A 20,528-nucleotide genomic window follows, 5' to 3' on the forward strand; every position below is an offset into this window, starting at 1 on the left:
CGGCGCGAGACCTCGTCGCTGGCCCCCCGCGCGCCGGGGCGTGCGCGAGCGAGCCTGGCGGGGGGGTGGGGGGGGGGGGGGGGGGCGCACAGACCCCCCCCCCCCCCTCGGATCCGTCCTGGCCGCCCAGGACCGTACAGTGTCCCGGGGAGCCGACCCCACTCCCACCAGCCGCTTCGCCGTCGCAGCGGTACGAAGACGCAGCCCCACTCCCCGCGCGAGGAGCCCGCCACGCCATGGCCGAGCACGCCGATCACCCCGCCTACCCCGTAGGACTCCGTCTCTCCGGCCGGCGCGTCGTCGTCATCGGCGGCGGCCAGGTCGCCCAGCGCCGGCTGCCCGCGCTCATCGCGGCCGGCGCCGACGTCCGGCTCGTCTCGCCGTCCGCCACCCCCTCGGTCGAGGCCATGGTCTCGGCGGGCGAGATCACCTGGGAGCGGCGGCGTTACGCGGAAGGCGACCTGGCCGGGGCCTGGTACGTACTGATCGCGACCGGCGACACCGCGGCCAACGAAACGGCGTCGGCCGAGGCAGAGCAGCACCGCGTCTGGTGCGTACGGAGCGACGACGCCGCCGCTGCCACCGCCTGGACACCCGCCACCGGGCGCAGCGAAGGCGTGACCGTCGCCGTTCTCACCGGCCATGACCCGCGTCGTTCGGCAGCCGTGCGGGACGCCGTCGTGGAGGGCCTGCGGGACGGAACGCTCGCGCCGCGCCAGCGCGGCCGCGGCGCCGGCGTCGCCCTGGTCGGCGGCGGTCCCGGCGACCCCGACCTGATCACCGTGCGCGGACGGCGTCTCCTCGCCGAGGCGGACGTCGTCATCGCCGACCGGCTCGGCCCGCGCGACCTGCTCGACGAACTGCCCCCGCACGTCGAGGTCATCGACGCCGCGAAGATCCCGTACGGCCGGTTCATGGCCCAGGAAGCCATCAACAACGCGCTCGTCGAGCACGCCAGGGCCGGAAAGGCCGTCGTACGGCTCAAGGGCGGCGACCCGTTCGTCTTCGGCCGGGGGATGGAGGAGGCCGAGGCGCTCGCCGCCGCGGGCATCGCGTGCACCGTGGTACCGGGAATCTCCAGCTCCATCAGCGTCCCGGGAGCCGCCGGGATCCCGGTGACCCACCGCGGTGTCGCCCATGAGTTCACGGTCGTCAGCGGCCATGTGGCCCCCGACGACGAGAGGTCGCTGGTCGACTGGGCCGCCCTCGCCACGCTGCGCGGCACCCTCGTCGTACTGATGGGGGTCGACAAGATCGGCGCCATCGCCGATGCCCTGATCGCCCACGGCAAGAGCCCGGACACCCCCGTGGCGCTCGTCCAGGAGGGCACCACGACCGCCCAGCGCCGGGTCGACGCGACACTCGCGAGCGTGGGGGAGACGGCCAGGTCCGAAGGGGTGCGCCCGCCCGCCGTCATCGTCATCGGCCCGGTCGTCCGGGTCGGGCCGCCGTACGACCGCCCATGAACCGTTCCGTGCCCAGCCGTTGGCACCCCGACCAGGACAAGGCAGTATCACCCTGTGGCTGATCTCATCACTGTCGATGACCCCGATGACCCGCGCCTGCGTGACTACACGGGCCTCACCGACGTCGAACTCCGGCGCAGGCGCGAACCCGTCGAGGGCCTCTTCATCGCCGAGGGTGAGAAGGTCATCCGCCGGGCCAGGCTCGCCGGTTACGAGATGCGGTCGATGCTGCTGTCGGCCAAGTGGGTCGACGTGATGCGGGACGTCATCGACGAGGTCCCGGCCCCGGTGTACGCCGTCAGCCCCGACCTCGCCGAACAGGTCACCGGCTACCACGTGCACCGCGGCGCCCTCGCCTCCATGCAGCGCAAGCCGCTCCCGAGCTCCGACGAACTCCTCGCCAGGACCCGCAAGATCGTCGTCATGGAGTCGGTCAACGACCACACCAACATCGGCGCGATCTTCCGCAGCGCCGCGGCGCTCGGCATGGACGCGGTACTGCTCTCGCCGGACTGCGCCGACCCGCTCTACCGGCGCTCCGTCAAGGTCTCCATGGGCGCGGTCTTCTCGGTGCCCTACGCCCGTCTCGAATCCTGGCCCAGGGGCCTGGAGACCGTGCGGGAAGCGGGCTTCAAGCTGCTCGCCCTCACCCCCGACGCGAAGGCGTCGGATATCGACGAGGCCGCACCGCACCGGGTCGACCGGGTCGCGCTGATGCTCGGCGCGGAGGGCGAAGGGCTGTCGACCCAGGCGCTCGTCGCGGCTGACGAATGGGTACGGATCCCGATGGCGCACGGCGTGGACTCGCTGAACGTGGGCGCCGCCGCTGCCGTCGCCTTCTACGCGGTGGCGACGGGCCGCCCGCAGAGCTGACGCGACCCGTATCCGTATCCCGGTCCGCCCGGCCGTGATGCCGGACAGGGGCGCGGGGGACCGGGCCGGTGGAGTACGGCCGACCGGGCCGGTGTGAAGTACGGCCGACCGGACCGCCCTCAGAACTGCTGCGCTGCCGCGATTCCGAGCAGGACGATCAGCGTCACCACGACGAAGACGATCAGCCGCTGCCGCATCATCCGCGGGCTGGGCCCGGTCCTGCGGCCGGCCGACGTCGGCCGCCCGGTGCCCGACCTCGGCCCGGTGCGGCTGCCCGTACGGCCCGCCGACCGGGTGGCGCCACGCGGCGGCCCCGGCCGGGAGCCACCGTGCGACCCCGCCGGGCGGGGCGCCCCGGGGCGTGGCGCGGGCGGTCTCGGCGTCTGCGGCCTGGAGCCGTGCGGCCTGGGGGTCTGTGCGCCATCCGCGCGGCGCGGCGGAGCGTGCTGCTCGGTCGGCGGCGCGGCGATCCGCCCCGTGGGCCGGTCCGCCTCCTGCTCGCGGCGCTGCGCCGGCGTCCGGCCCTCGGAGAGCCCCTGCGCCTCCCGGGCGGCGATCTCCTTGAGCCGCATGGACAGTTGGAGGGTGGAGGGGCGGTCCTCGGGATCCTTGGCGAGGCAGGCCCGCACCAGGGGCGCCAGGGCGTCGTGCACGTCGTACAGATGCGGCTCCTCATGCACCACGCGGTAGAGCATCACCTCGGAACTGCCGTGTCCGAACGGCGAGTCGGCCGTCGCCGCGTAGGCGAGAGTGGCGCCCAGCGCGAAGACATCCGTCGCCGGGGTGACCGTGGCACCGCGTACCTGCTCGGGCGCCAGGAACCCCGGTGAGCCGACCGCCGTACCGACGTGGGTGAGGGTGCTCGCCCCGGTCGCCCAGGCGATACCGAAGTCGATGATCCGGGGGCCCTTCGGCGAGAGCAGGATGTTCGACGGCTTCAGGTCGCGGTGGACGACCCCGGCCTCATGGACCGCCACGAGCCCCTCGGAGAGCGCGGCCCCGATGGAGGCCACATCGGCGGCGGACAGCGGCCCTTCGTCGGCCACCTTGTCGTGCAAGGAAGGACCGGGTACGTACTGGGTCGCGAACCACGGGCGGTCGGCCTCCAGATCGGCCGCGACCAGCCGGGCCGTGCACCCGCCCCTGATCCGCCGGGCCGCCGACACCTCACGGGCGAACCGCGACCGGAACTCCTGGTCCTCGGCCAGATCCGGCCGGATCACCTTGAGCGCCACCCGCTGCCCCCGCCGGTCGGAGCCGAGGTAGACGACACCCATGCCGCCCGCGCCCAGCCGCCGGTGAAGCCTGAACGAGCCGACGACACGCGGATCCTCGCGCCGGAGCCGCATCATCGTCATGTCCATCCCCGCTGCCCGGTCCGTCTGACGAGGCACAGCTTACGTACCCGCGGGCAGGTGTGCTCATAGGCCGCGCCCTCTCGCCCGGATCGGTTACCCTCCCCGGCGGCTCGTGGTGAGGCGCGGTCACCTCCCGGCCCCTCCGGCCACCTTGGGCCGGAGCGGATCCCAAAGGCCCTCCGCAGAAGGCATATTGGGCCCCTCTCCGGCGGTCGGCCGGTACGGGGCACGGGTACACCGGACACCGTCCGCACCCCGTCCGCGGAGGCCGCCGGGCCAGGACGGCAGGCGGTCACAAGGCCCTGCGGAGGGCCACCGGAAGTGAGTGAAGTCACCCGCTCGGGCACCTCCCGGGCCCCTTGGCCACGGCCCGCCCGGCATCGCGGAGCGCTGCCCTCCGGTTCGCCGGGCGGCGGACGCGGGCGCGGACGGCCGGCGTGCGGGGGCGCCGTTCCCCGGTCGTCCCCGGGCGGCGCTCCCTCGGGGAAGTCCCGCAGGCGTACTGCCGGGTTCTCCACCCAGGGGAGTAGTCCGACACGCGGAGGCTCATCCTCCTGGAGGCCCGGTATTCGGTACGCGGGCATGACGACCGCCTCCCTTCCCGCCCCTAGATTTGAGGTCAAGCGGCGGGTGCAGCACTCGTCCCCCGAGGTCAGCACTCGCCGCTTGCCGAACCGACAGGAGAGGGACCCGGGACCATGGCCGACACCGCAGCGCGGACGGTGCTCCGCACGCAGGGGCGAAGGGCGTACACCGCGCTCGGCGCCCGCAGCTCCGGTACCCGTCACCCGCTGGTGGCGACCGCCATGGTCCTTCCCCTCGCCGCACTGCTGATGTTCGTCTTCGGAGGCTGGCAGGCAGTGGTCACACAGGCGTCGTCCGTGGGCGTGATGCTGGGGCGCTGAGCGGCGCCCCGGGTCCGGGAGAGCGGTCCGGGCCAGGGACATCCGGCCAACAACCCCGTGGGGACGGGGGTGCGGCGGACGGCAGCGTTTGTCCGGTCAGCTGGGGAGCTGGCCGGACATCGCGCTGTCCGGGGCCGCGCCGTTCACCCCGGGACCGGGCATCACGCGGACTCCCGCCCAGACACTCCCGCCACAGACCGGCCGAATGCCGCCCCACCACCCGCCTGCTTCCCTCACCACCCGCTGCGGCAGGCCCCACCACCCGCCTGCTTCCCTCACCACCCGCTGCGGCAGGCCCCACCACCGGCCTGCTTCCCTCACTACTGGCCTGTCGTAAGCGCCCGCACGGGCCCACCACCGGCCCGCGACCGGCCCACCGACGGGGAGACCATGACCGCAACCGCCCGGATACGCGTGCTCGCCGCCGCCGCCGATCGCGCCGCCCACCCCAACGGCGACCGGCCCCCCAGCCGCGACGGGCACCCCACGCACGCACCGTGCCCCGACTGCGGCCGCGCGGCGACCGTCCTCACCGACCGCCCGGACGGCGCCGTCGTGCGGCACGGCTCCGCAGTGGCCAAGGCGCACGCGGCCGACACGGACCGGGCGGCGCTCGCGGTACGGGTGGGGGTCGCCGCCCATCCGCTCCTGGCGGGCGTCCTGCTGCCGCCGCTCGGCGGACCCGTAGGTGGCACGGCCGGACCGGAGGTCCTCACGGTGTGGCCCCGCGGCGCGCCCGTCGACCCCGAGGCCCCGGACGCCGCGCCCTGGGAGGAGGCCGCAGCGCTGCTCGCCCGGCTGCACTCGGTGGAGCCCGCCGCGCTGCCCGGTCCGCTGCCCCCGATGCGGGGCCCGGCCAAGGCGGCCCGTGCGCTGGCCCGGATGCGGGCGGCGGACCCCGGGCCGGCGGCGGAGCCCGTACTGAGAGCCTGGCACGGTCTGCCGGGCTGGGCCCGCGACGAGGCGCCCGCACCCCGGGGCTCCTTCCTCTGCCACGGCGATCTGCACCTCGGCCAGCTCGTCCGGCATCCGGTCGACGGGGGACCCTGGCAGCTGATCGACGTGGACGATCTCGGCCTGGGCGAACCCGCCTGGGATCTGGCCCGTCCCGCCGCCTGGTACGCGGCCGGGCTGCTGGCGCCCGGCACCTGGGCGCGGTTCCTCGCCGCGTACCGGGCGGCCGGCGGTCCGGCCGTGTGCTCCGACGGCGACCCCTGGCCCGAACTGGACGTACCCGCAAGGACGCTGACCGTCCAGGCCGCCGCTCTCGCCCTGGCCAAGTCGGCGGCCGCAGGCAGACCGCTGGACGGTGCCGAGCGGATGATGCTCGACTCGTGTGCCCGAATCGCCGGTGTCCCGGCCGAGTTGGCGCCCGGAGCGGCGTCGTAGGGTGAGCCGTCCTGATCCGACGGCGAGGAGTCGTACCGATGCAGTGTCCCAAGTGCCATGCCCCGATGCACACATACAACCGCAGTGGCGTCCAGATCGAGCAGTGCAGCGGCTGCCGGGGGATATTCCTCGACTACGGGGAGCTGGAGTCGCTGACCAGTCTTGAGGCCCAGTGGGGCCAGCAGCCGCCGCCACAGGCGTACCCGGCCCCGCCGCAGGCGCCGGTATGGGGCGCCCCGCAGCAGCACGGCGGCCACTACGGCGGTCACCACGGGGGCCATCACGGCCACCACAACAGGGGCTTCGGCCACATGCTCTTCTCCTCCTGACCAAGGGGGACAGGAGCCGGGAACAACAGAAAACCCCCGGCCGTGGAGACGGCCGGGGGTTTCTCATCCGGTGCGCGATACTGGGATTGAACCAGTGACCTCTTCCGTGTCAGGGAAGCGCTCTCCCGCTGAGCTAATCGCGCGGGATCGTTCGTACAGCATTTCCGAACAGCGTTACTGCGTGCGCGATACTGGGATTGAACCAGTGACCTCTTCCGTGTCAGGGAAGCGCTCTCCCGCTGAGCTAATCGCGCGGGACGGAAACCCGGCCGAAGCAGGGATCCAGTGGACGATACTGGGATTGAACCAGTGACCTCTTCCGTGTCAGGGAAGCGCTCTCCCGCTGAGCTAATCGTCCTTGGAGGTGGAGACGGGATTTGAACCCGTGTAGACGGCTTTGCAGGCCGTTGCCTCGCCTCTCGGCCACTCCACCAGGAGCACGGGGGTTCGGGAAGATCCCCCGGTTCTGCGAGCGGACGACCAGGTTCGAACTGGCGACCTCAACCTTGGCAAGGTTGCGCTCTACCAACTGAGCTACGTCCGCTTGTCATTCCCGGGGCGTTTGCGCGCCCCGGCGACATGTTGAACTCTAGCGGATTCCCGGGCCAGCACAAAAACGCGTTTGCGCAGCGTGCTGCGGTGCGTTCGCACCGGAGCGGCTTTCCGGCGGCCCGTCCTAGACTCGCCGGTGTGCACCGCCTCACTCCACTTGCCCGCTTCGGCGGCCGCGTCGCCCGTGACCTGCGCGATGTCACCAGCGACCCGGCCGCCCTGGACTCCGCGGGCTTCTGGGCGGTGGCCGCGGATTTCGAGGGCGGGATCGTCTGCGCCCGCTTCGGAGACGTACGCGAGGAACCGGTGCCGGCGGCGCTCCCCGGGCGGTGGCAGGGGCCGGCCGCCGGTGACTGGACGTCCTCGCTCGACCGCGACGCGTACACGGCCGGGGTCCGCCGCATCCGCGCGCGGATCGCCGATGGCGAGGTCTACCAGGCCAACCTCTGCCGGGTCCTCACAGCCCCGCTGCCCGATTCCGCAGCTGCCGACATCGACGCCCTGACCGCTCTGCTCGCCCGTGGCAACCCGGCACCCTACGCCGGGACGATCCGGCTGCCCGCCCACGGTGTCGAGATCGCCACCGCGTCGCCCGAGCTGTATCTGCGCCGCTCGGGGCGGACCGTGGAGTCCGGCCCGATCAAGGGGACCGGGCGCACCGCCGCCGACCTGCTGGAGAAGGACCACGCGGAGAACGTGATGATCGTGGACCTCGTCCGCAACGATCTCGGCCGGGTCTGTGCCACCGGCTCGGTGGATGTGCCGCAGCTCTGCGCGGTCGAGCAGCACCCCGGTCTCGTCCACCTCGTCTCCACGGTCCGCGGGGAGCTGGCCGATGGAGTGGGGTGGAGCCGCCTCCTCGCGGACACCTTCCCGCCGGGCTCGGTGACCGGGGCGCCCAAGTCGAGTGCGCTGCGCATCATCGGGGCGCTGGAGACCGCGGAGCGCGGGCCGTACTGCGGGGCCGTCGGCTGGGTCGACGCCGACCGCGGCACGGCCGAGCTGGCGGTCGGTATCCGGACGTTCTGGATCGACCGCACCGACGGCCGCGGGCCGGTCCTGCGCTTCGGCACCGGCGCCGGGATCACCTGGGGCTCCGACCCGGCACGCGAATGGGACGAGACGGAACTCAAGGCCGGCCGCCTCCTCGCGATAGCGTCCGGGGCGAAAGAGACGACCGGAAGGACCACTCCATGAAGATCTGGGTCAACGGCGGGCTGCGGGACGCGGACACCGCGCTGGTCTCGGTCCTCGACCACGGGCTGACCGTGGGCGACGGCATCTTCGAGACCGTCAAGGCGACCGGGGGGCGCCCCTTCGCGCTCACCCGGCACCTGGACCGGCTGGCCCGCTCGGCCCGGGGTCTCGGCCTGCCCGCCCCCGACCTGGACGAGGTGCGCCGCGCCTGCACGGCCGTGCTCGAAGCCGACCCGGTGGCGCTCGGCCGGCTGCGGATCACGTACACCGGCGGGCTCTCGCCGCTCGGCTCCGACCGCGGCGACGCGGGCCCGACCTTGGTCGTCGCCCTGGGCGGGACCACGCGCCGCCCCGACACCACCGCCGCGGTCACCGTCCCCTGGACGCGCAACGAGCGCGGCGCGCTGGCCGGGCTGAAGACCACCTCGTACGCGGAGAACGTCGTCGCGCTCGCGCGGGCGCACGAACAGGGTGCGACGGAGGCGCTGTTCGCCAACACCACGGGCGCGCTCTGCGAGGGCACGGGCTCCAACGTCTTCGTCGTGATCGAGGGCGAACTGCACACCCCGCCGCTCGCATCGGGCTGTCTGGCCGGTATCACCCGGGCACTGGCTGTGGAGTGGACCGGAGCGCGGGAGACCGAACTGCCGCTGGACGTCCTGGAGCGGGCCGATGAGATCTTCCTGACCTCGACGCTCCGCGACGTACAGGCCGTCCACCGGATCGACGGGCGCCAACTGGCCGACGCACCCGGCCCGGTGACCGCGAAGGCCATGCGGATCTGGGACGAGCGCGCGGCGCAGCGGCTGGACCCCTGAGGCGTACGCGCGGCGACCCTGAGCCGTTTTCACGGCAGCGCGGATGACGTGCGGCCGCCGGGCGGGTACAACTCGCCTGGTGACCACGACTCTGCGGCCGACCGGGCCGCTTCAGCAGGGCGCGGACGGCGCCAAGGCACGCTCCTACGAGGTCCGCGTGAACAGCCGGCCGGTGGGCGCGGTCGACCTCCGTACGGACCAGACGTACGGGCCGGTCTGCGGTGTGATCGGCGGGCTGCGGATCGAGGAGCAGGACCGGGGGCGCGGCCGGGGAACCGTCGCCGCGCTCGCCGCCGAGGAAGTGCTGCGCGGCTGGGGCTGCGCACAGGTACGCATCGCCGTGCTCGCCGACGCCGCGGCCGCCCTGCGGATGGCCGATGCCCTCGGCTACACGCTCCACAACAGCCACCTGATGAAGGAACTCCCCGCGCGGCCGCCGGAACTGCCCGCGGGTGTCGAGGGCCGCCGGATGAGCGAGGACGAGTTCCGGGTGTGGCTGGCCGACGCGGTCGCCGGCTACGCACGGACCTGGGTCGAGCGGGGCCTGACGGAGGCCCGTGCACGCGCCAAGTCCGAGGCCGACCACCGCGACAACCTTCCCGACGGCCTGGCGACCCCCGGTGCGGTCATCGATGTCCTGGTCGAGGACGGCCGCGTGGTCGGGCACGTCTGGATCGCCGGGACAGAGCTCGGCCCCGGCGGACGCGGGGCCTTCGTCTTCGACGTCGAAGTCGCCGAGGAACACCGCGGGCGGGGGCACGGACGCTCCCTTATGCTGCTCGCCGAGCGCGAGGCGCTGGCGGCCGGGGCGCGGCTGATCAAGCTGAACGTGCTGACGGCCAACACCCCGGCGGTACGGCTCTACGCCTCACTCGGCTACCGGCCGGTGGAGCACTTCTACGGCAAGCGGCTGCTCTGAGATCTCCCGTAGCCGAGGCGACCCGGGGCCTGCGGTGTCCCCGGGCCCGAGGTGCCTCACTCCCCGGCGGCGAGCAGCCGGTCGGCGATCTCCTCGATCCGCTCGCGCAGACCTTCCTGGCTCTTGCCGCCGTCCAGCCGTTCGCCGCCGATGACATAGGTCGGGGTGCCGGTGACGCCGATCGCCTTGCCCTCGGCCTGGTCGGCGTCGACGGTCAGTGTGTGCCGGCCGTCGATCAGTACCGTGTCGAACTCGTCCGCGTCCAGGCCGAGTTCACCGGCGGCCTCCAGCAGCACGGGCTCGCCCCGGGCGGCCAGCTCCTCGGTGCGGGCGAGTACGGCCTCGGTGTACGGCCAGCCCTGCCCCTGCTCGAACGCCTCCTCGGCCGCCTGGGCCGCCGCGTAGGCGTGCCGGTGCTTCTCCAGCGGGAAGTGGCGCAGCCGCAGGTCGAGACGGTCGCCGTAGCGGGCGCGCAGCGCGCGTACGTCGTCCAGGGCGCTGCGGCAGTCGGGGCACTGGAGCTCGCACCAGACGTCCAGGACGACACGGCGGGAGGCGGAGGAGTCACTCATGGCGCCAGTCTCCCAGCCGTACGCGGTACCGCCCAACCGGGACCTGAGGAGGATCCTCCCCCGAGTTCTCCCTGAGGTCCGCCCAGGACGTGGCCCCCGCACCCCACTCCGGTGCAGGATGGAGGGGAAGCGAACCTTTGGCTGGAGGAGACCGGATGATTGCCGAGACCGTCTGTTCCGCGGTGTCCGCGGCGGGGCTGGGCATCGCCGCGATCACGGCGTACCGCAAACGCTTCCTGTCGGCGACCCGTATTTTCGCGTATGCGCTGGTCCCGGTGGGCCTTGTGCTGACCGGCGTCGTCGGCTGGGTGGCCGACATCGTGTTCAATCCGTCGGTCTGGCTCGGCTTCGGGATGCTCGCGGTCGCCTGGCTGCTGTTCATGATCACCAGGACGGTCGAGCGCCGCTCCGGCGGCACCCGCAAGGAACGGAAGACGGCTGCCAGGGCCGCCGAGCCCGAAGCGGTGGCCCCCGCGGCTCCCGCTGCCCCGCTGCCGGGCCGTACCGGAGCGCAGCCGCAGACCACCGGCGCGCGGCCCGCGCCGCAGGGCAAGGCCGACGCACCGAAGGCTCCCGCGCCCACCGAGGACTTCTCCGACATCGAGGCGATCCTCAAGAAGCACGGCATCTGACCGCTGGCCGTGGCCGCGAAGTCGCGACGGCAGCCGATCGCGCGGCGCACGGAGTCCCGGGCGGTGCGCGGTGGACCCGGGCCCCGGGCTCAGGCCCCCGTCCGGCCGCTCAGGCCCCCCACCCGGCCTGGGTGCCGCCCACCCGCTCGGCGGCGATCCGCTCCTGCCGGCCGGATGCCAGATAGGCCGCGACCGGATCGGGGTGCAGCCCGTTCTCCTCGCGGATCCCGGCGAGCAGCGGCCTGACGTCGGTGTTGTACGCATCCATCAGCACCGCGTTCGCGCCGAGCACGTCCCCCGAGCGCTGCGCTGCGCCGAGTGCGTCGGCGTCGACGGTGAGCGCCTTGGCCGTGGCCTCCTGGACGTTCATCACCGACCGGATGACGGCCGGGACCTTGGCCTCGATGTTGTGGCACTGGTCGAGCATGAAGTTGACCCGGGCGGCCGGTTCCAGACCGCCGTTCCTGACCACCTCGTGCATGATCCGGAACAGCTGGAAGGGGTCGGCGGCCCCCGCCATCAGATCGTCGTCGGCGTAGAAGCGTGAGTTGAAGTCGAAGGCCCCGAGCTTGCCCTCCCGCAGCAGCACGGCGACGATGAACTCGATATTGGTGCCCGGTGCGTGGTGCCCGGTGTCCACGACGACCTTCGCCTTCGGCCCGAGCTTCAGGCAGTGGGCGTACGCCGTGCCCCAGTCGGGGACATCCGTGGCGTAGAAGGCGGGCTCGAAGAGCTTGTACTCCAGCAGCATCCGGCGGCCGTCACCCAGCCGCTCGTACACGGTGGCCAGCGCCTCGGCGAGCCGGTCCTGGCGGGCGGACACATCGTCCTGCCCGGGGTAGTTGGTGCCGTCCGAGAACCACAGCTTCAGATCGGACGAGCCGGTCTCCTCCATGATGCCGACGCACTCCAGCAGGTGCGCGACCGCCTTGCGCCGGACCGCCGCGTCGGGGTGGGTCACCGATCCCAGCCTGAAGGCGTCGTCCTGGAAGACGTTGGAGTTGACCGCGCCGAGCGTCAGCCCGCGCTCCTTCGCGTACGCGGCGAGTGCGGCGTAGTCGTCCACCCGGTCCCAGGGGATGTGCAGGGAGACCCGGGGGGCCACCCCGGTGAAGGCGTGGACCTGCGCGGCGTCGTCCAGCTTCTCGAAGGGGTCACGGGGCACGCCGGGCTGGGCGAAGACCTTGAACCGGGTACCGGAGTTCCCGTACCCCCAGGACGGGGTCTCGATCGTCTGCGAAACCAGCGCGGCCCTCACGGCCGAGAGTCCGGACATGCCCAACCCCTTCAATGAATCGATTCATTGAGCGGTAAGCTAGTGGGGGCGCACAACCGCGTCAACCCTTGACACATCGCGGGGCTACGGTGGTTTGAATCAATTCACCGTAAGGTCGGCCCGGCTGCCGGGAACGGGCTCTCGGCAGCCAGGAGCGGGCGCCGGACATGTCCGCCGAGCCCGGCGCTCCACCCGTCTCGCCGCGGCGGGGGCGCGACCGTACGATGAGCGCACTCCGTGCGGGCAGCCGGACACCACCCGGGCCGGGCCCGGACACAGCCAGGTACAGCAGGTGGGACAGACGTGGCAGGCATCAAGGACGTGGCCAGACGTGCGGGCGTCTCGGTCGGCACCGTGTCCAACGTCATCAACAGGCCCGCATCCGTCTCACCGGAGACCCGGGCCCGGGTGCAGGCGGCCATCGCCGAACTCGGTTACGTACGGAGTGAGTCGGCCAGACAGCTGAGGGCGGGCAGCAGCAGGATCGTGGCGCTCCTCGTGCTCGACATGGGCAACCCCTTCTTCGTGGACATCGCACGCGGCGCCGAACGGGCCGCCCGCGCGGCCGGGCTCGGCGTCATGGTCTGCAACAGCGACCAGAGCGCGGCGGAGGAGGCCGCCTATCTCTCGCTCTTCGCCGAGCAGCGGGTGCTGGGCGTGCTGGTCACCCCGGCCGACCCGACGGGCAGGAGCCTGGAGGAGTTCGGCCGGCACGGCATCCCCTCCGTCCTGGTCGACCGGGTGGCGTCCGGCGGCGCCTCCTGCGCGGTCTCGGTCGACGACGTCCACGGCGGAACGCTGGCCGTACGCCACCTCGTCGCCGCCGGACACCGGTCGATCGCCTTCGTCACCGGGCCGCCGGAGCTGCGCCAGATCCAGGACCGCAGGAAGGGTGCGCTGGCCGCGCTCGACGAGGCGGGGCTCCCGCCGGAGGCCCTGGTGGAGATCTCCACGGGCCGGCTCGACGTGGCGGCGGGCCGGGACGCGGGTGCGCGGCTGGTCGGTCTGGCGCCGCGGCCGACGGCCGTCTTCTGTGTGAACGACCTGCTGGCGCTCGGCGTGCTCCAGTCGCTGTACGCGGCGGGCGTCAGGGTGCCGCAGGACATGGCCATCGTCGGCTACGACGACATCGAGTTCGCCGCGGCCGCCGCCGTACCGCTGACATCGGTACGCCAGCCCGCGGTGCTGATGGGGCGGATGGCTGCCGAACTCCTGCTGGAGGAGGCCGGATACGCGGGCGAGGGCGAACATCTGCACCGCGGTGTCATGCTCCAGCCCGAGCTGGTCGTCCGGGCGTCGAGCATTCTGCCGCACTGACGTCCGGCCGGGGCACACACGACCGGACGGGCTGTCACGGGATCCAGCGAACTCGCTGCCGAAATATGCGTGTTGGTCAGCGAAAACGGCTGCGCTACGTCATCATCGGCCCGAGATGCCGGATACCTCCCGGGACGATGCCGCCGTCCCCACCCCTGCCCCCGAGCCGCGTGGCTGCCTCTTCGCGCTCTCCCAGCCGCCCCTGATGATCTTCCTCGGGGTGATCTGCTGTCTGCTGTTCATGGCGGCCGTGCACGATCTGTTCCTGCTGTGAGGGCGGAGGTCAGTCCGCTGCCGCTTTCCGCCTGGCGCGGTAGGCGGCGACATGGAGGCGGTTGCCGCAGGTGCGGCTGTCGCAGTACCGGCGGGAGCGGTTCCGTGAGAGATCGACGAAGGCGTGTCCGCAGTCCGGTGCCTCGCAGCGGCGGAGCCGCTCCTGTTCGCCCGCGACGACGATGAAGGCGAGCGCCATGCCGCAGTCGGCCGCCAGGTGGTCGGCGACCGAGGCGCCCGGTGCGAAGTAGTGCACATGCCAGTCGTAGCCGTCGTGGTCGGTGAGCTGCGGAGTGGTGCCCGCGGCTGCGACGAGCTGGTTGACCAGCGCGGCCGCAGCACGGGGGCCGGGGGCCGCGAAGACATCGGCGAACTGCCGGCGCACCCTGATGACGGCCTGCCGGTCGCCCTCGTCGAGCCGCCCCACGCCGCTCAGGTCGTAGTCGCGCACGAAGGCGTACAGCCCGTCGATGTCGGCGAGGGGGTCGGTGGCCGCGCCCTCGGGAGCGGTGTTCACCAGACCGACCACCACGTTGAGGGCGATCCGGGTGTCGTGGGGGATCAGCACGATGCGCTCCCTGGCCTGCGGCGGGCCGGCGCCCGCCGATGCTGGCCGACTCTAGTCGCTCCCGCCCCCTGCACACCGGGGCGCCGCCCCCGCGGTGGATTCCGCGGGCACGGCGCCCGGCTTCCGGCCTATGTCGTTGTCTGCGCGGCGCCGTCGCCCCGAGTCGGACGGCGCCGGGCCTCTCGTGTCCTGGCTCAGCTCTCGGCCAGGATGTGCGAGAGCTCGGTGTCGAGGTCGAAGTGGCGGTGCTCCGTGCCGGGTGGCACGGCAGCGTCGGTTCGCTTGAGGAACGACTCCAGGGCCCTCGCAGGGGCTTCGAGCAGGGCTTCTCCCTCCGGGGAGCTCAGGGCGATGCAGACCACGCCCTGACCGTGACTGCGCGACGGCCAGACTCGGACGTCGCCGGTGCCGGTGGGCCTGTGCAGACCCTCTGCGAGGAGATCGCGGGCGAAGACCCACTCCACGGTCTCCTCGGCTCCGGTGTGGAAGGTGGCATGCACGGCATACGGATCGGCCGTGTCATACCGCAGGCCCGCGGGAACAGGCAGGGATGACTCGCTCGACACAACGAGGCGCAGGTGCAGCTCGCAGCTGACCGTGGTGTTCATAAGCGCCAGGGCCTTTCGCTCAGTGTGCGCTCGGGGATTCGCACGTCGGCGAAATCGACATGCCACCTACGGTGCCGTTGTAAACCCCTCTGACCGATTTGTGGCTCTTGATGTCCCCTGTACGGCTGAGTGTGAGTTTGTACCGTTACGGCAAATGGGTGACGCCGGGGGTGGCGGCCCCGGCTCCCGCCGGTCCGCCGGATCGGGGTGCGTGCTCACGGAGGGTGACGGTGCGGGGCGCGGGCCGGGTGGGGCGGCGGGGTGGGTGCCTGGCTCCCGGGCAAGATCCATGAGCGATCCCGGGGTGGTCCGGAACGGCCCGGGGCATGCGGTAATGTTTTCCCTGCACCCGGGCGATTAGCTCAGTGGGAGAGCGCTTCGTTCACACCGAAGAGGTCACTGGTTCGAACCCAGTATCGCCCACCGGGTGCAGGCCGGTCCGTCACCACGGACCGGCCTTTCTCATGCCCTGTGCCCACATGTCCTGCGCCCTTGTGCCCCGCGCCGGCCGCGTCCTGCCGTACGGTCAGGCCACGGCGGACAGTTCGGGCCGCAGGGGCCACGACGGGTCCACCGCTTCCGGTGTGCCCTGCCGGGTGAACCACGCCTGCAGGCCACGCGCCTGCGCCGCGTGCCAGGTCGTCTGGAGCGTGTGCAGCTCACCGGGTGTCAGCCGCTCCAGCCGTCCGGCGAACCGGCGGCCTATCGCCCGTACGAGCTCCAGCGAGGCCAGCGCGTCCGCGGCCGCGTCATGGGCGCCCTCCAGCCGTACCTCGTACTGCTCGCAGAGATCCGTCAGCGTGCGGTGGCCCTTGCGGTAGCGGTCCAGGTGTTTGTCCAGGACGCGCGGGTCCAGTACCCGCAGCGGTGACTCCCCGAGGTACCGGCCGAGCGACGAGGCGCGGTGCCGCCTCAACTCCCGGTCGAGGAGGGTCAGATCGAAGGGCGCGTTCATGACCACCAGCGGACGGCCCGCCGCGCACTGCTCGGCCAGTGCCTTGGCCACCTCCGCCACCACGGGGGCCGGCCAGCGGCCGTTGCGCTGCAGATGGAGATCGGTCAGGCCATGGATCTCGGTGGCGCCCGCGGGAACCGGGATGCCCGGATTCACCAGCCAGCGGACGGTGCGCGGCCGCCCGCCCGCGGTGTCCTGCACGACCAGCGCGGCGGACACGATGCGGTCCTCCTCGACGTCCACACCCGTCGTCTCGGTGTCAAAAGCGGCCAGGGGTCCTTCGAACCAGCACGGCATGTCCCAACTCCTCGCACTCACTTGGCAGATGGCGTGCGACATCCGCCCGATTCGGTGATACCCGGCTGTTTGCGACATACGCCGACCGGAGACAACACAGGTGACGGCCGCAGAACTTGACGGCCCGTCGCCGGAAATGGACCGGCCCGGCACCGGCGCGGTCCGGAAGGCACACCACAGCCATGGCGCTCACGCAGCCCGAACGGGGCCCCCTGGTGCCCGAGCGGCTCGCGCCGCTGCGCGGTTCGCTCGCCACCACCGCCTGTATGGAGACCTTTCAGGTGGGATATCTGCACGCGGTCGCGGCCGCTTCGGGATGTTCGCTGTCCCAGCCCTTTCCGGACAACGGGATCGACTGGCATGTGAGCCACGGAGCCCCGGACCACACCGTGGACGACGAAGTGACGATCAAGGTGCAGCTGAAATGCACCTACCAGATCGCCCCTGACCCGCCGGGCGGGGCCTTCTCCTTCACGCTCGACAACGCCCATCTCGTGAAACTCGCCCGGACGCCGGTCTCGGTGCACAGGATCCTCGTCGTGATGCTGGTACCGCGGACCCGGGACGAGTGGCTGCGGGCCGGTCACGACCGGCTCGATCTGCGGCACTGCTGTTACTGGACCAACCTGGCAGGCCACCCGGTGACGGGCCGGCACAGGACCACCGTGCGGATCCCGACCTCGCGGATATTCGACGACCGAGCACTCTGCGAGATCATGACCCGCGTCGGGGCCGGAGGGAGACCCTGATGCAGCACCGACCGCTCGACGAACCCGTACGTCCCCACCCCGTCGAAGCCCCGGGGGTCAGGGACGGCGGCGACGGCCCCGACCCCGCGCGGGTGGACCCCGCCGTACTGGGCGCGCTCCTCGGCCGGCACGGCTGGTGCCGTCGCGGCGGAGCAGCGGGCCGCTACGCCCGCTGGACGCCCCCGGGCCCGGCGGCCCGGGGCACGAGCGTCCTCGTCCCCGAGAGCCGTGCCTTCCCCGACAGCGAGGATCTGCTCGCCGAGGCGCTGACCGCCCTCACCCGCTGCGCCGCGCCCTCGGCCCGCGAGGTGCTGGTGGCGCTGGCCGTGCCGAGCGACGAGATCCGCTGGTCGCGGGAGACGGCCGACGGCCTCTCCGGGGTGGCCCCCTGGACCGTCCAGGAGCAACTGCGTTCGGCCGCACGCCAGATGCTCACCGCGGGGGCGCTCGCCGCGGCCCGGAGCGCCGGTTACCACGGCGCCCGCCACCGCAGGCAGGCCGGAGCCGCGCTGGACGGCGTGCTGGCGGGACCCGCCCCGGACGGGCACGGCCTCACCGCCTTCGTCCCCGTGGAGCCGGGCAGGCCCGCCGTGGTCCGGCTGCACCACGCGCTGCACGCCGCCAGGGAGGCGGTGGACTACCAGCGTGCGACCGGCGGGATGGACGCCTTCGACGCGGCAGTCCGTGCCGGGGTGAGCCGCGAGCTGACCGAGTCGGTCGTCGCACTCGTACGGGGCACCGAAGGGGTGTCGGTCGCGCTGGCCTGGGCTCCGGCGGCCGGGGTCCCCGAGGGGTGCGCGGCCAGGCCGGAACCGGTCGGGTTCTCACCCGGCGACCTGCCGGCGCTGCGGGCCGCCGGCGCACGCTATCTGCGGTCGGAGCCCTCGCTGCCGGTGCGGGTCACGGGCGCGGTGGTACGGATGCGCCGCTCGGCGCCCGGCGGCCCCGGCACGGTGCGGCTGCGGGTGCTGGCCGGGGCGGAGGTCCCGTACGTACGGATGGTGCTCGACGAGGAGGCGTACCGGATCGCGGGCCACGCCCATCTGGTCGGGCTGCCGGTCAGGGTGCGGGGCAGACTGGAGAGCCGGGGCGGCTTCCGCAGGCTGACCGGCGCCGAAGGGGTGGCCCCGGTGCAGGTGGACGAGGCGGAGCGGGACCGGCTGATGAAGGCCCTCCAGGAGAACCTCGACTTCTTCGAGGAGGCCTGCGCGGGGGAGCGGGCACCGGACGGGGGAGAGGCCGCGGAGGGGGGCCGGAGCGGGCGGCCCTAACCGTTTCGCAAACCACACCCCGGTCTCGGTACGATTCAGGCGCGCCGCGCTACGGCGGCGCACCCCCTGAGTCAGGAGAGACCGGTGTCAGACGTCCGTGTGGTCATCCAACGCGATTCCGAGCGGGAAGAGCGCGTGGTGACGACGGGCACTACGGCAGCCGAGCTCTTCCCCGGCGAGCGCGCCGTCGTCGCGGCCCGGGTGGCCGGTGAGCTGAAGGACCTGGCCTACGCCCTGGCCGACGGCGACGAGGTCGAGCCCGTCCTGATCTCGTCCGACGACGGCCTCGACATCCTGCGCCACTCCACCGCGCATGTGATGGCGCAGGCCGTGCAGCAGCTCTTCCCCGACGCGAAGCTCGGCATCGGGCCGCCGGTCAAGGACGGCTTCTACTACGACTTCGACGTCGAGCGGCCGTTCACCCCCGAGGATCTCAAGGCCATCGAGAAGAAGATGCAGGAGATCCAGAAGCGCGGCCAGCGCTTCTCGCGGCGTGTGGTGACGGACGACGACGCCCGCGCCGAGCTGGCGTCCGAGCCGTACAAGCTGGAGCTCATCGGGATCAAGGGCTCCGCCTCCGCGGAGGACGGTGCGGACGTCGAGGTGGGCGGCGGCGAGCTGACCATCTACGACAACCTCGACGCGAAGACCGGTGAACTCTGCTGGAAGGACCTCTGCCGGGGTCCGCACCTGCCCACCACCCGGTTCATCCCGGCCTTCAAGCTGATGCGGAACGCCGCCGCGTACTGGCGTGGCAGCGAGAAGAACCCGATGCTCCAGCGCATCTACGGCACCGCCTGGCCCACCAAGGACGAGCTCAAGGCGCACCTGGAGTTCCTGGAGGAGGCCGCCAAGCGCGACCACCGCAAGCTCGGCAACGAGCTGGACCTCTTCTCCTTCCCGGACGAGATCGGTCCCGGCCTCGCGGTCTTCCACCCCAAGGGCGGCGTCATCCGCCGCGCCATGGAGGACTACTCGCGCAAGCGGCACGAGGAGGAGGGCTACGAGTTCGTCTACTCGCCGCACGCCACCAAGGGCAAGCTCTTCGAGAAGTCCGGCCACCTGGACTGGTACGCGGACGGCATGTACCCGCCCATGCAGCTCGACGACGGGGTGGACTACTACCTCAAGCCGATGAACTGCCCCATGCACAACCTGATCTTCGACGCCCGCGGCCGCTCCTACCGTGAACTGCCGCTGCGGCTCTTCGAGTTCGGCACGGTGTACCGGTACGAGAAGTCCGGTGTGGTGCACGGCCTGACCCGTTCGCGCGGCTTCACGCAGGACGACGCGCACATCTACTGCACCAGGGAGCAGATGGCGGAGGAGCTGGACAGGACGCTGACCTTCGTCCTGAACCTGCTGCGCGACTACGGCCTGACCGACTTCTATCTGGAGCTGTCCACCAAGGACCCGGAGAAGTTCGTCGGCTCGGACGAGGCATGGGAGGAGGCCACCGAGACGCTCCGCCAGGTCGCCGAGAAGCAGGGCCTTCCGCTGGTCCCGGACCCGGGCGGCGCCGCGTTCTACGGGCCGAAGATCTCCGTCCAGTGCAAGGACGCCATCGGGCGCACCTGGCAGATGTCGACCGTGCAGCTCGACTTCAACCTGCCGGAGCGCTTCGACCTGGAGTACACGGGCCCCGACGGCACCAAGCAGCGCCCGGTCATGATCCACCGTGCCCTGTTCGGTTCCATCGAGCGCTTCTTCGCGGTGCTCCTGGAGCACTACGCGGGTGCGTTCCCGGTCTGGCTGGCCCCCGTCCAGGCGGTCGGCATCCCGATCGGCGACGCGCACATCCCGTACCTCCAGGAGTTCGCCGCCAGGGCCCGCAAGCAGGGACTGCGGGTCGAGGTGGACGCCTCGTCGGACCGGATGCAGAAGAAGATCCGCAACCAGCAGCGCGCCAAGGTGCCCTTCATGATCATCGCGGGTGACGAGGACATGGCCAACGGCGCCGTCTCCTTCCGTTACCGCGACGGGTCGCAGGAGAATGGCATCCCGGCGGACGACGCCCTCGCGAAGATCGCCCAGGCCGTCGCGGACCGCGTACAGGTCTGACCGCCGGGCGGACCGGTTCCGCCCCCGCCCGGCATCCGACGAGGCGAGGCCCCCGCGCCCTCAGGGCTGCGGGGGCCGCGCCGCGTGCGGCCCGGGGCGTCTCGCGGTGACCCTGTCGCCGGCGCGAAGATACGGTCGGCCCG

General features: G+C 72.3%; 20 protein-coding genes and 6 tRNA genes. 15 read left to right on the forward strand and 11 right to left on the reverse strand.

Features of this window, described 5'->3' with window-relative positions:
* Nucleotides 1–236 precede the first annotated feature (236 nt).
* Both cobA and ACFXBC_RS27570 read left to right on the forward strand, forming a co-directional pair.
* Nucleotides 237–1,466 (forward strand): uroporphyrinogen-III C-methyltransferase, encoded by a 1,230-nt coding sequence (gene cobA / locus ACFXBC_RS27565; RefSeq protein ID WP_385030026.1) that lies wholly within the window; start codon nt 237–239, stop codon nt 1,464–1,466.
* A 54-nt stretch (nt 1,467–1,520) separates the two neighbouring features.
* Entirely contained in the window at nt 1,521–2,339 is an 819-nt protein-coding gene (locus ACFXBC_RS27570) for a TrmH family RNA methyltransferase (RefSeq protein WP_385030029.1), read from the forward strand.
* A 119-nt stretch (nt 2,340–2,458) separates the two neighbouring features.
* On the opposite strand, the gene ACFXBC_RS27575 is transcribed toward ACFXBC_RS27570, so the two are convergent.
* A complete protein-coding gene (locus tag ACFXBC_RS27575) occupies nt 2,459–3,697 on the reverse strand; it encodes a serine/threonine-protein kinase (RefSeq protein ID WP_385030086.1) in 1,239 nt (412 codons plus the stop codon).
* Between the two features lie 698 nt (nt 3,698–4,395).
* On the opposite strand from ACFXBC_RS27575, the gene ACFXBC_RS27580 reads away from it, so the two are divergent.
* From ACFXBC_RS27580 to ACFXBC_RS27590, 3 genes are all read left to right on the forward strand, one after another.
* Entirely contained in the window at nt 4,396–4,602 is a 207-nt protein-coding gene (locus ACFXBC_RS27580; protein WP_385030032.1) for a hypothetical protein, read from the forward strand.
* Nucleotides 4,603–4,992: 390 nt separating this feature from the next.
* Nucleotides 4,993–5,991 (forward strand): phosphotransferase family protein, encoded by a 999-nt coding sequence (locus tag ACFXBC_RS27585; RefSeq protein ID WP_385030035.1) that lies wholly within the window; start codon nt 4,993–4,995, stop codon nt 5,989–5,991.
* Between the two features lie 38 nt (nt 5,992–6,029).
* A complete protein-coding gene (locus tag ACFXBC_RS27590; protein WP_385030038.1) occupies nt 6,030–6,320 on the forward strand; it encodes a zf-TFIIB domain-containing protein in 291 nt (96 codons plus the stop codon).
* A 71-nt stretch (nt 6,321–6,391) separates the two neighbouring features.
* On the opposite strand, the gene ACFXBC_RS27595 is transcribed toward ACFXBC_RS27590, so the two are convergent.
* The 5 genes from ACFXBC_RS27595 to ACFXBC_RS27615 all read right to left on the reverse strand — a co-directional run bounded on the left by ACFXBC_RS27595 (nt 6,392) and on the right by ACFXBC_RS27615 (nt 6,864).
* A tRNA-Val gene (locus tag ACFXBC_RS27595) sits at nt 6,392–6,463 on the reverse strand.
* 39 nt (nt 6,464–6,502) lie between these two features.
* Nucleotides 6,503–6,574: transfer RNA gene (locus ACFXBC_RS27600), tRNA-Val, on the reverse strand.
* A gap of 32 nt (nt 6,575–6,606) precedes the next feature.
* Nucleotides 6,607–6,678: transfer RNA gene (locus tag ACFXBC_RS27605), tRNA-Val, on the reverse strand.
* Between the two features lies 1 nt (nt 6,679).
* Nucleotides 6,680–6,753: transfer RNA gene (locus ACFXBC_RS27610), tRNA-Cys, on the reverse strand.
* Nucleotides 6,754–6,791: 38 nt separating this feature from the next.
* Nucleotides 6,792–6,864 (reverse strand) — tRNA-Gly (locus ACFXBC_RS27615).
* A 146-nt stretch (nt 6,865–7,010) separates the two neighbouring features.
* On the opposite strand from ACFXBC_RS27615, the gene ACFXBC_RS27620 reads away from it, so the two are divergent.
* The 3 genes from ACFXBC_RS27620 to ACFXBC_RS27630 all read left to right on the forward strand — a co-directional run bounded on the left by ACFXBC_RS27620 (nt 7,011) and on the right by ACFXBC_RS27630 (nt 9,806).
* Nucleotides 7,011–8,069: a chorismate-binding protein gene (locus ACFXBC_RS27620; protein ID WP_385030041.1), complete on the forward strand. Its 1,059-nt coding sequence runs from the start codon at nt 7,011–7,013 to the stop codon at nt 8,067–8,069.
* Nucleotides 8,066–8,887, forward strand: coding sequence for an aminotransferase class IV (locus ACFXBC_RS27625; RefSeq protein ID WP_385030044.1), 822 nt, complete (start codon nt 8,066–8,068; stop codon nt 8,885–8,887). Before ACFXBC_RS27620 ends, ACFXBC_RS27625 begins: the two co-directional genes overlap by 4 nt.
* Nucleotides 8,888–8,966: 79 nt before the next feature.
* A complete protein-coding gene (locus ACFXBC_RS27630) occupies nt 8,967–9,806 on the forward strand; it encodes a GNAT family N-acetyltransferase (RefSeq protein ID WP_385030047.1) in 840 nt (279 codons plus the stop codon).
* Between the two features lie 56 nt (nt 9,807–9,862).
* Here the strand turns inward: ACFXBC_RS27630 and ACFXBC_RS27635 are convergent, their stop codons facing one another.
* Nucleotides 9,863–10,378 (reverse strand): DsbA family protein, encoded by a 516-nt coding sequence (locus ACFXBC_RS27635; RefSeq protein WP_385030050.1) that lies wholly within the window; start codon nt 10,376–10,378, stop codon nt 9,863–9,865.
* Nucleotides 10,379–10,533: 155 nt separating this feature from the next.
* Here ACFXBC_RS27635 and ACFXBC_RS27640 point away from each other — a divergent pair, with 155 nt between their 5' ends.
* Nucleotides 10,534–11,010 (forward strand): hypothetical protein, encoded by a 477-nt coding sequence (locus ACFXBC_RS27640; RefSeq protein WP_385030053.1) that lies wholly within the window; start codon nt 10,534–10,536, stop codon nt 11,008–11,010.
* Between the two features lie 109 nt (nt 11,011–11,119).
* Here ACFXBC_RS27640 and rhaI read toward each other — a convergent pair whose 3' ends face one another.
* Nucleotides 11,120–12,286 (reverse strand): L-rhamnose isomerase, encoded by a 1,167-nt coding sequence (gene rhaI, locus ACFXBC_RS27645; RefSeq protein ID WP_385030056.1) that lies wholly within the window; start codon nt 12,284–12,286, stop codon nt 11,120–11,122.
* A gap of 303 nt (nt 12,287–12,589) precedes the next feature.
* On the opposite strand from rhaI, the gene ACFXBC_RS27650 reads away from it, so the two are divergent.
* Both ACFXBC_RS27650 and ACFXBC_RS27655 read left to right on the forward strand, forming a co-directional pair.
* On the forward strand, nt 12,590–13,603 hold the full coding sequence (locus ACFXBC_RS27650; RefSeq protein ID WP_385030059.1) for a LacI family DNA-binding transcriptional regulator: 1,014 nt from the start codon (nt 12,590–12,592) through the stop codon (nt 13,601–13,603).
* A 115-nt stretch (nt 13,604–13,718) separates the two neighbouring features.
* The gene (locus tag ACFXBC_RS27655) at nt 13,719–13,877 is read left to right on the forward strand and encodes a hypothetical protein (protein ID WP_385030062.1); all 159 of its coding nucleotides are present in this window, start codon (nt 13,719–13,721) and stop codon (nt 13,875–13,877) included.
* Between the two features lie 9 nt (nt 13,878–13,886).
* Here the strand turns inward: ACFXBC_RS27655 and ACFXBC_RS27660 are convergent, their stop codons facing one another.
* Together ACFXBC_RS27660 and ACFXBC_RS27665 are read right to left on the reverse strand one after the other, a co-directional pair.
* Complete coding sequence (locus tag ACFXBC_RS27660; RefSeq protein WP_385030065.1) at nt 13,887–14,444, reverse strand: CGNR zinc finger domain-containing protein; 558 nt, start codon at nt 14,442–14,444, stop codon at nt 13,887–13,889.
* A gap of 194 nt (nt 14,445–14,638) precedes the next feature.
* On the reverse strand, nt 14,639–15,052 hold the full coding sequence (locus ACFXBC_RS27665; RefSeq protein WP_003959770.1) for an SsgA family sporulation/cell division regulator: 414 nt from the start codon (nt 15,050–15,052) through the stop codon (nt 14,639–14,641).
* 351 nt (nt 15,053–15,403) lie between these two features.
* Here ACFXBC_RS27665 and ACFXBC_RS27670 point away from each other — a divergent pair.
* A tRNA-Val gene (locus ACFXBC_RS27670) sits at nt 15,404–15,475 on the forward strand.
* 103 nt (nt 15,476–15,578) lie between these two features.
* Here ACFXBC_RS27670 and ACFXBC_RS27675 read toward each other — a convergent pair.
* Complete coding sequence (locus tag ACFXBC_RS27675) at nt 15,579–16,304, reverse strand: 3'-5' exonuclease (RefSeq protein WP_385030068.1); 726 nt, start codon at nt 16,302–16,304, stop codon at nt 15,579–15,581.
* A 182-nt stretch (nt 16,305–16,486) separates the two neighbouring features.
* Between ACFXBC_RS27675 and ACFXBC_RS27680 the strand changes: the two genes are divergently transcribed.
* The 3 genes from ACFXBC_RS27680 to thrS all read left to right on the forward strand — a co-directional run bounded on the left by ACFXBC_RS27680 (nt 16,487) and on the right by thrS (nt 20,385).
* A complete protein-coding gene (locus ACFXBC_RS27680) occupies nt 16,487–17,053 on the forward strand; it encodes a DUF4365 domain-containing protein (RefSeq protein ID WP_385030071.1) in 567 nt (188 codons plus the stop codon).
* Nucleotides 17,053–18,324 (forward strand): hypothetical protein, encoded by a 1,272-nt coding sequence (locus tag ACFXBC_RS27685; protein ID WP_385030074.1) that lies wholly within the window; start codon nt 17,053–17,055, stop codon nt 18,322–18,324. Before ACFXBC_RS27680 ends, ACFXBC_RS27685 begins: the two co-directional genes overlap by 1 nt.
* Nucleotides 18,325–18,408: 84 nt before the next feature.
* Nucleotides 18,409–20,385 (forward strand): threonine--tRNA ligase, encoded by a 1,977-nt coding sequence (gene thrS, locus ACFXBC_RS27690; protein ID WP_385030077.1) that lies wholly within the window; start codon nt 18,409–18,411, stop codon nt 20,383–20,385.
* The last annotated feature ends 143 nt before the right edge of the window (nt 20,386–20,528 follow it).

This window comes from Streptomyces sp. NPDC059398 (assembly GCF_042751845.1).
GTDB lineage: Bacteria > Actinomycetota > Actinomycetes > Streptomycetales > Streptomycetaceae > Streptomyces.

Excerpts from the sequence above, each read along its gene's own strand:
- cobA (WP_385030026.1), top strand. The coding sequence starts at position 237 with ATGGCCGAGCACGCCGATCACCCCGCCTACCCCGTAGGACTCCGTCTC.
- ACFXBC_RS27575 (WP_385030086.1), bottom strand. The coding sequence starts at position 3,697 with ATGACGATGATGCGGCTCCGGCGCGAGGATCCGCGTGTCGTCGGCTCG.
- ACFXBC_RS27580 (WP_385030032.1), top strand. The coding sequence starts at position 4,396 with ATGGCCGACACCGCAGCGCGGACGGTGCTCCGCACGCAGGGGCGAAGG.
- ACFXBC_RS27585 (WP_385030035.1), top strand. The coding sequence starts at position 4,993 with ATGACCGCAACCGCCCGGATACGCGTGCTCGCCGCCGCCGCCGATCGC.
- ACFXBC_RS27590 (WP_385030038.1), top strand. The coding sequence starts at position 6,030 with ATGCAGTGTCCCAAGTGCCATGCCCCGATGCACACATACAACCGCAGT.
- ACFXBC_RS27625 (WP_385030044.1), top strand. The coding sequence starts at position 8,066 with ATGAAGATCTGGGTCAACGGCGGGCTGCGGGACGCGGACACCGCGCTG.
- ACFXBC_RS27635 (WP_385030050.1), bottom strand. The coding sequence starts at position 10,378 with ATGAGTGACTCCTCCGCCTCCCGCCGTGTCGTCCTGGACGTCTGGTGC.
- ACFXBC_RS27640 (WP_385030053.1), top strand. The coding sequence starts at position 10,534 with ATGATTGCCGAGACCGTCTGTTCCGCGGTGTCCGCGGCGGGGCTGGGC.
- rhaI (WP_385030056.1), bottom strand. The coding sequence starts at position 12,286 with ATGTCCGGACTCTCGGCCGTGAGGGCCGCGCTGGTTTCGCAGACGATC.
- ACFXBC_RS27655 (WP_385030062.1), top strand. The coding sequence starts at position 13,719 with ATGCCGGATACCTCCCGGGACGATGCCGCCGTCCCCACCCCTGCCCCC.
- ACFXBC_RS27665 (WP_003959770.1), bottom strand. The coding sequence starts at position 15,052 with ATGAACACCACGGTCAGCTGCGAGCTGCACCTGCGCCTCGTTGTGTCG.
- ACFXBC_RS27675 (WP_385030068.1), bottom strand. The coding sequence starts at position 16,304 with ATGCCGTGCTGGTTCGAAGGACCCCTGGCCGCTTTTGACACCGAGACG.
- ACFXBC_RS27680 (WP_385030071.1), top strand. The coding sequence starts at position 16,487 with ATGGCGCTCACGCAGCCCGAACGGGGCCCCCTGGTGCCCGAGCGGCTC.
- ACFXBC_RS27685 (WP_385030074.1), top strand. The coding sequence starts at position 17,053 with ATGCAGCACCGACCGCTCGACGAACCCGTACGTCCCCACCCCGTCGAA.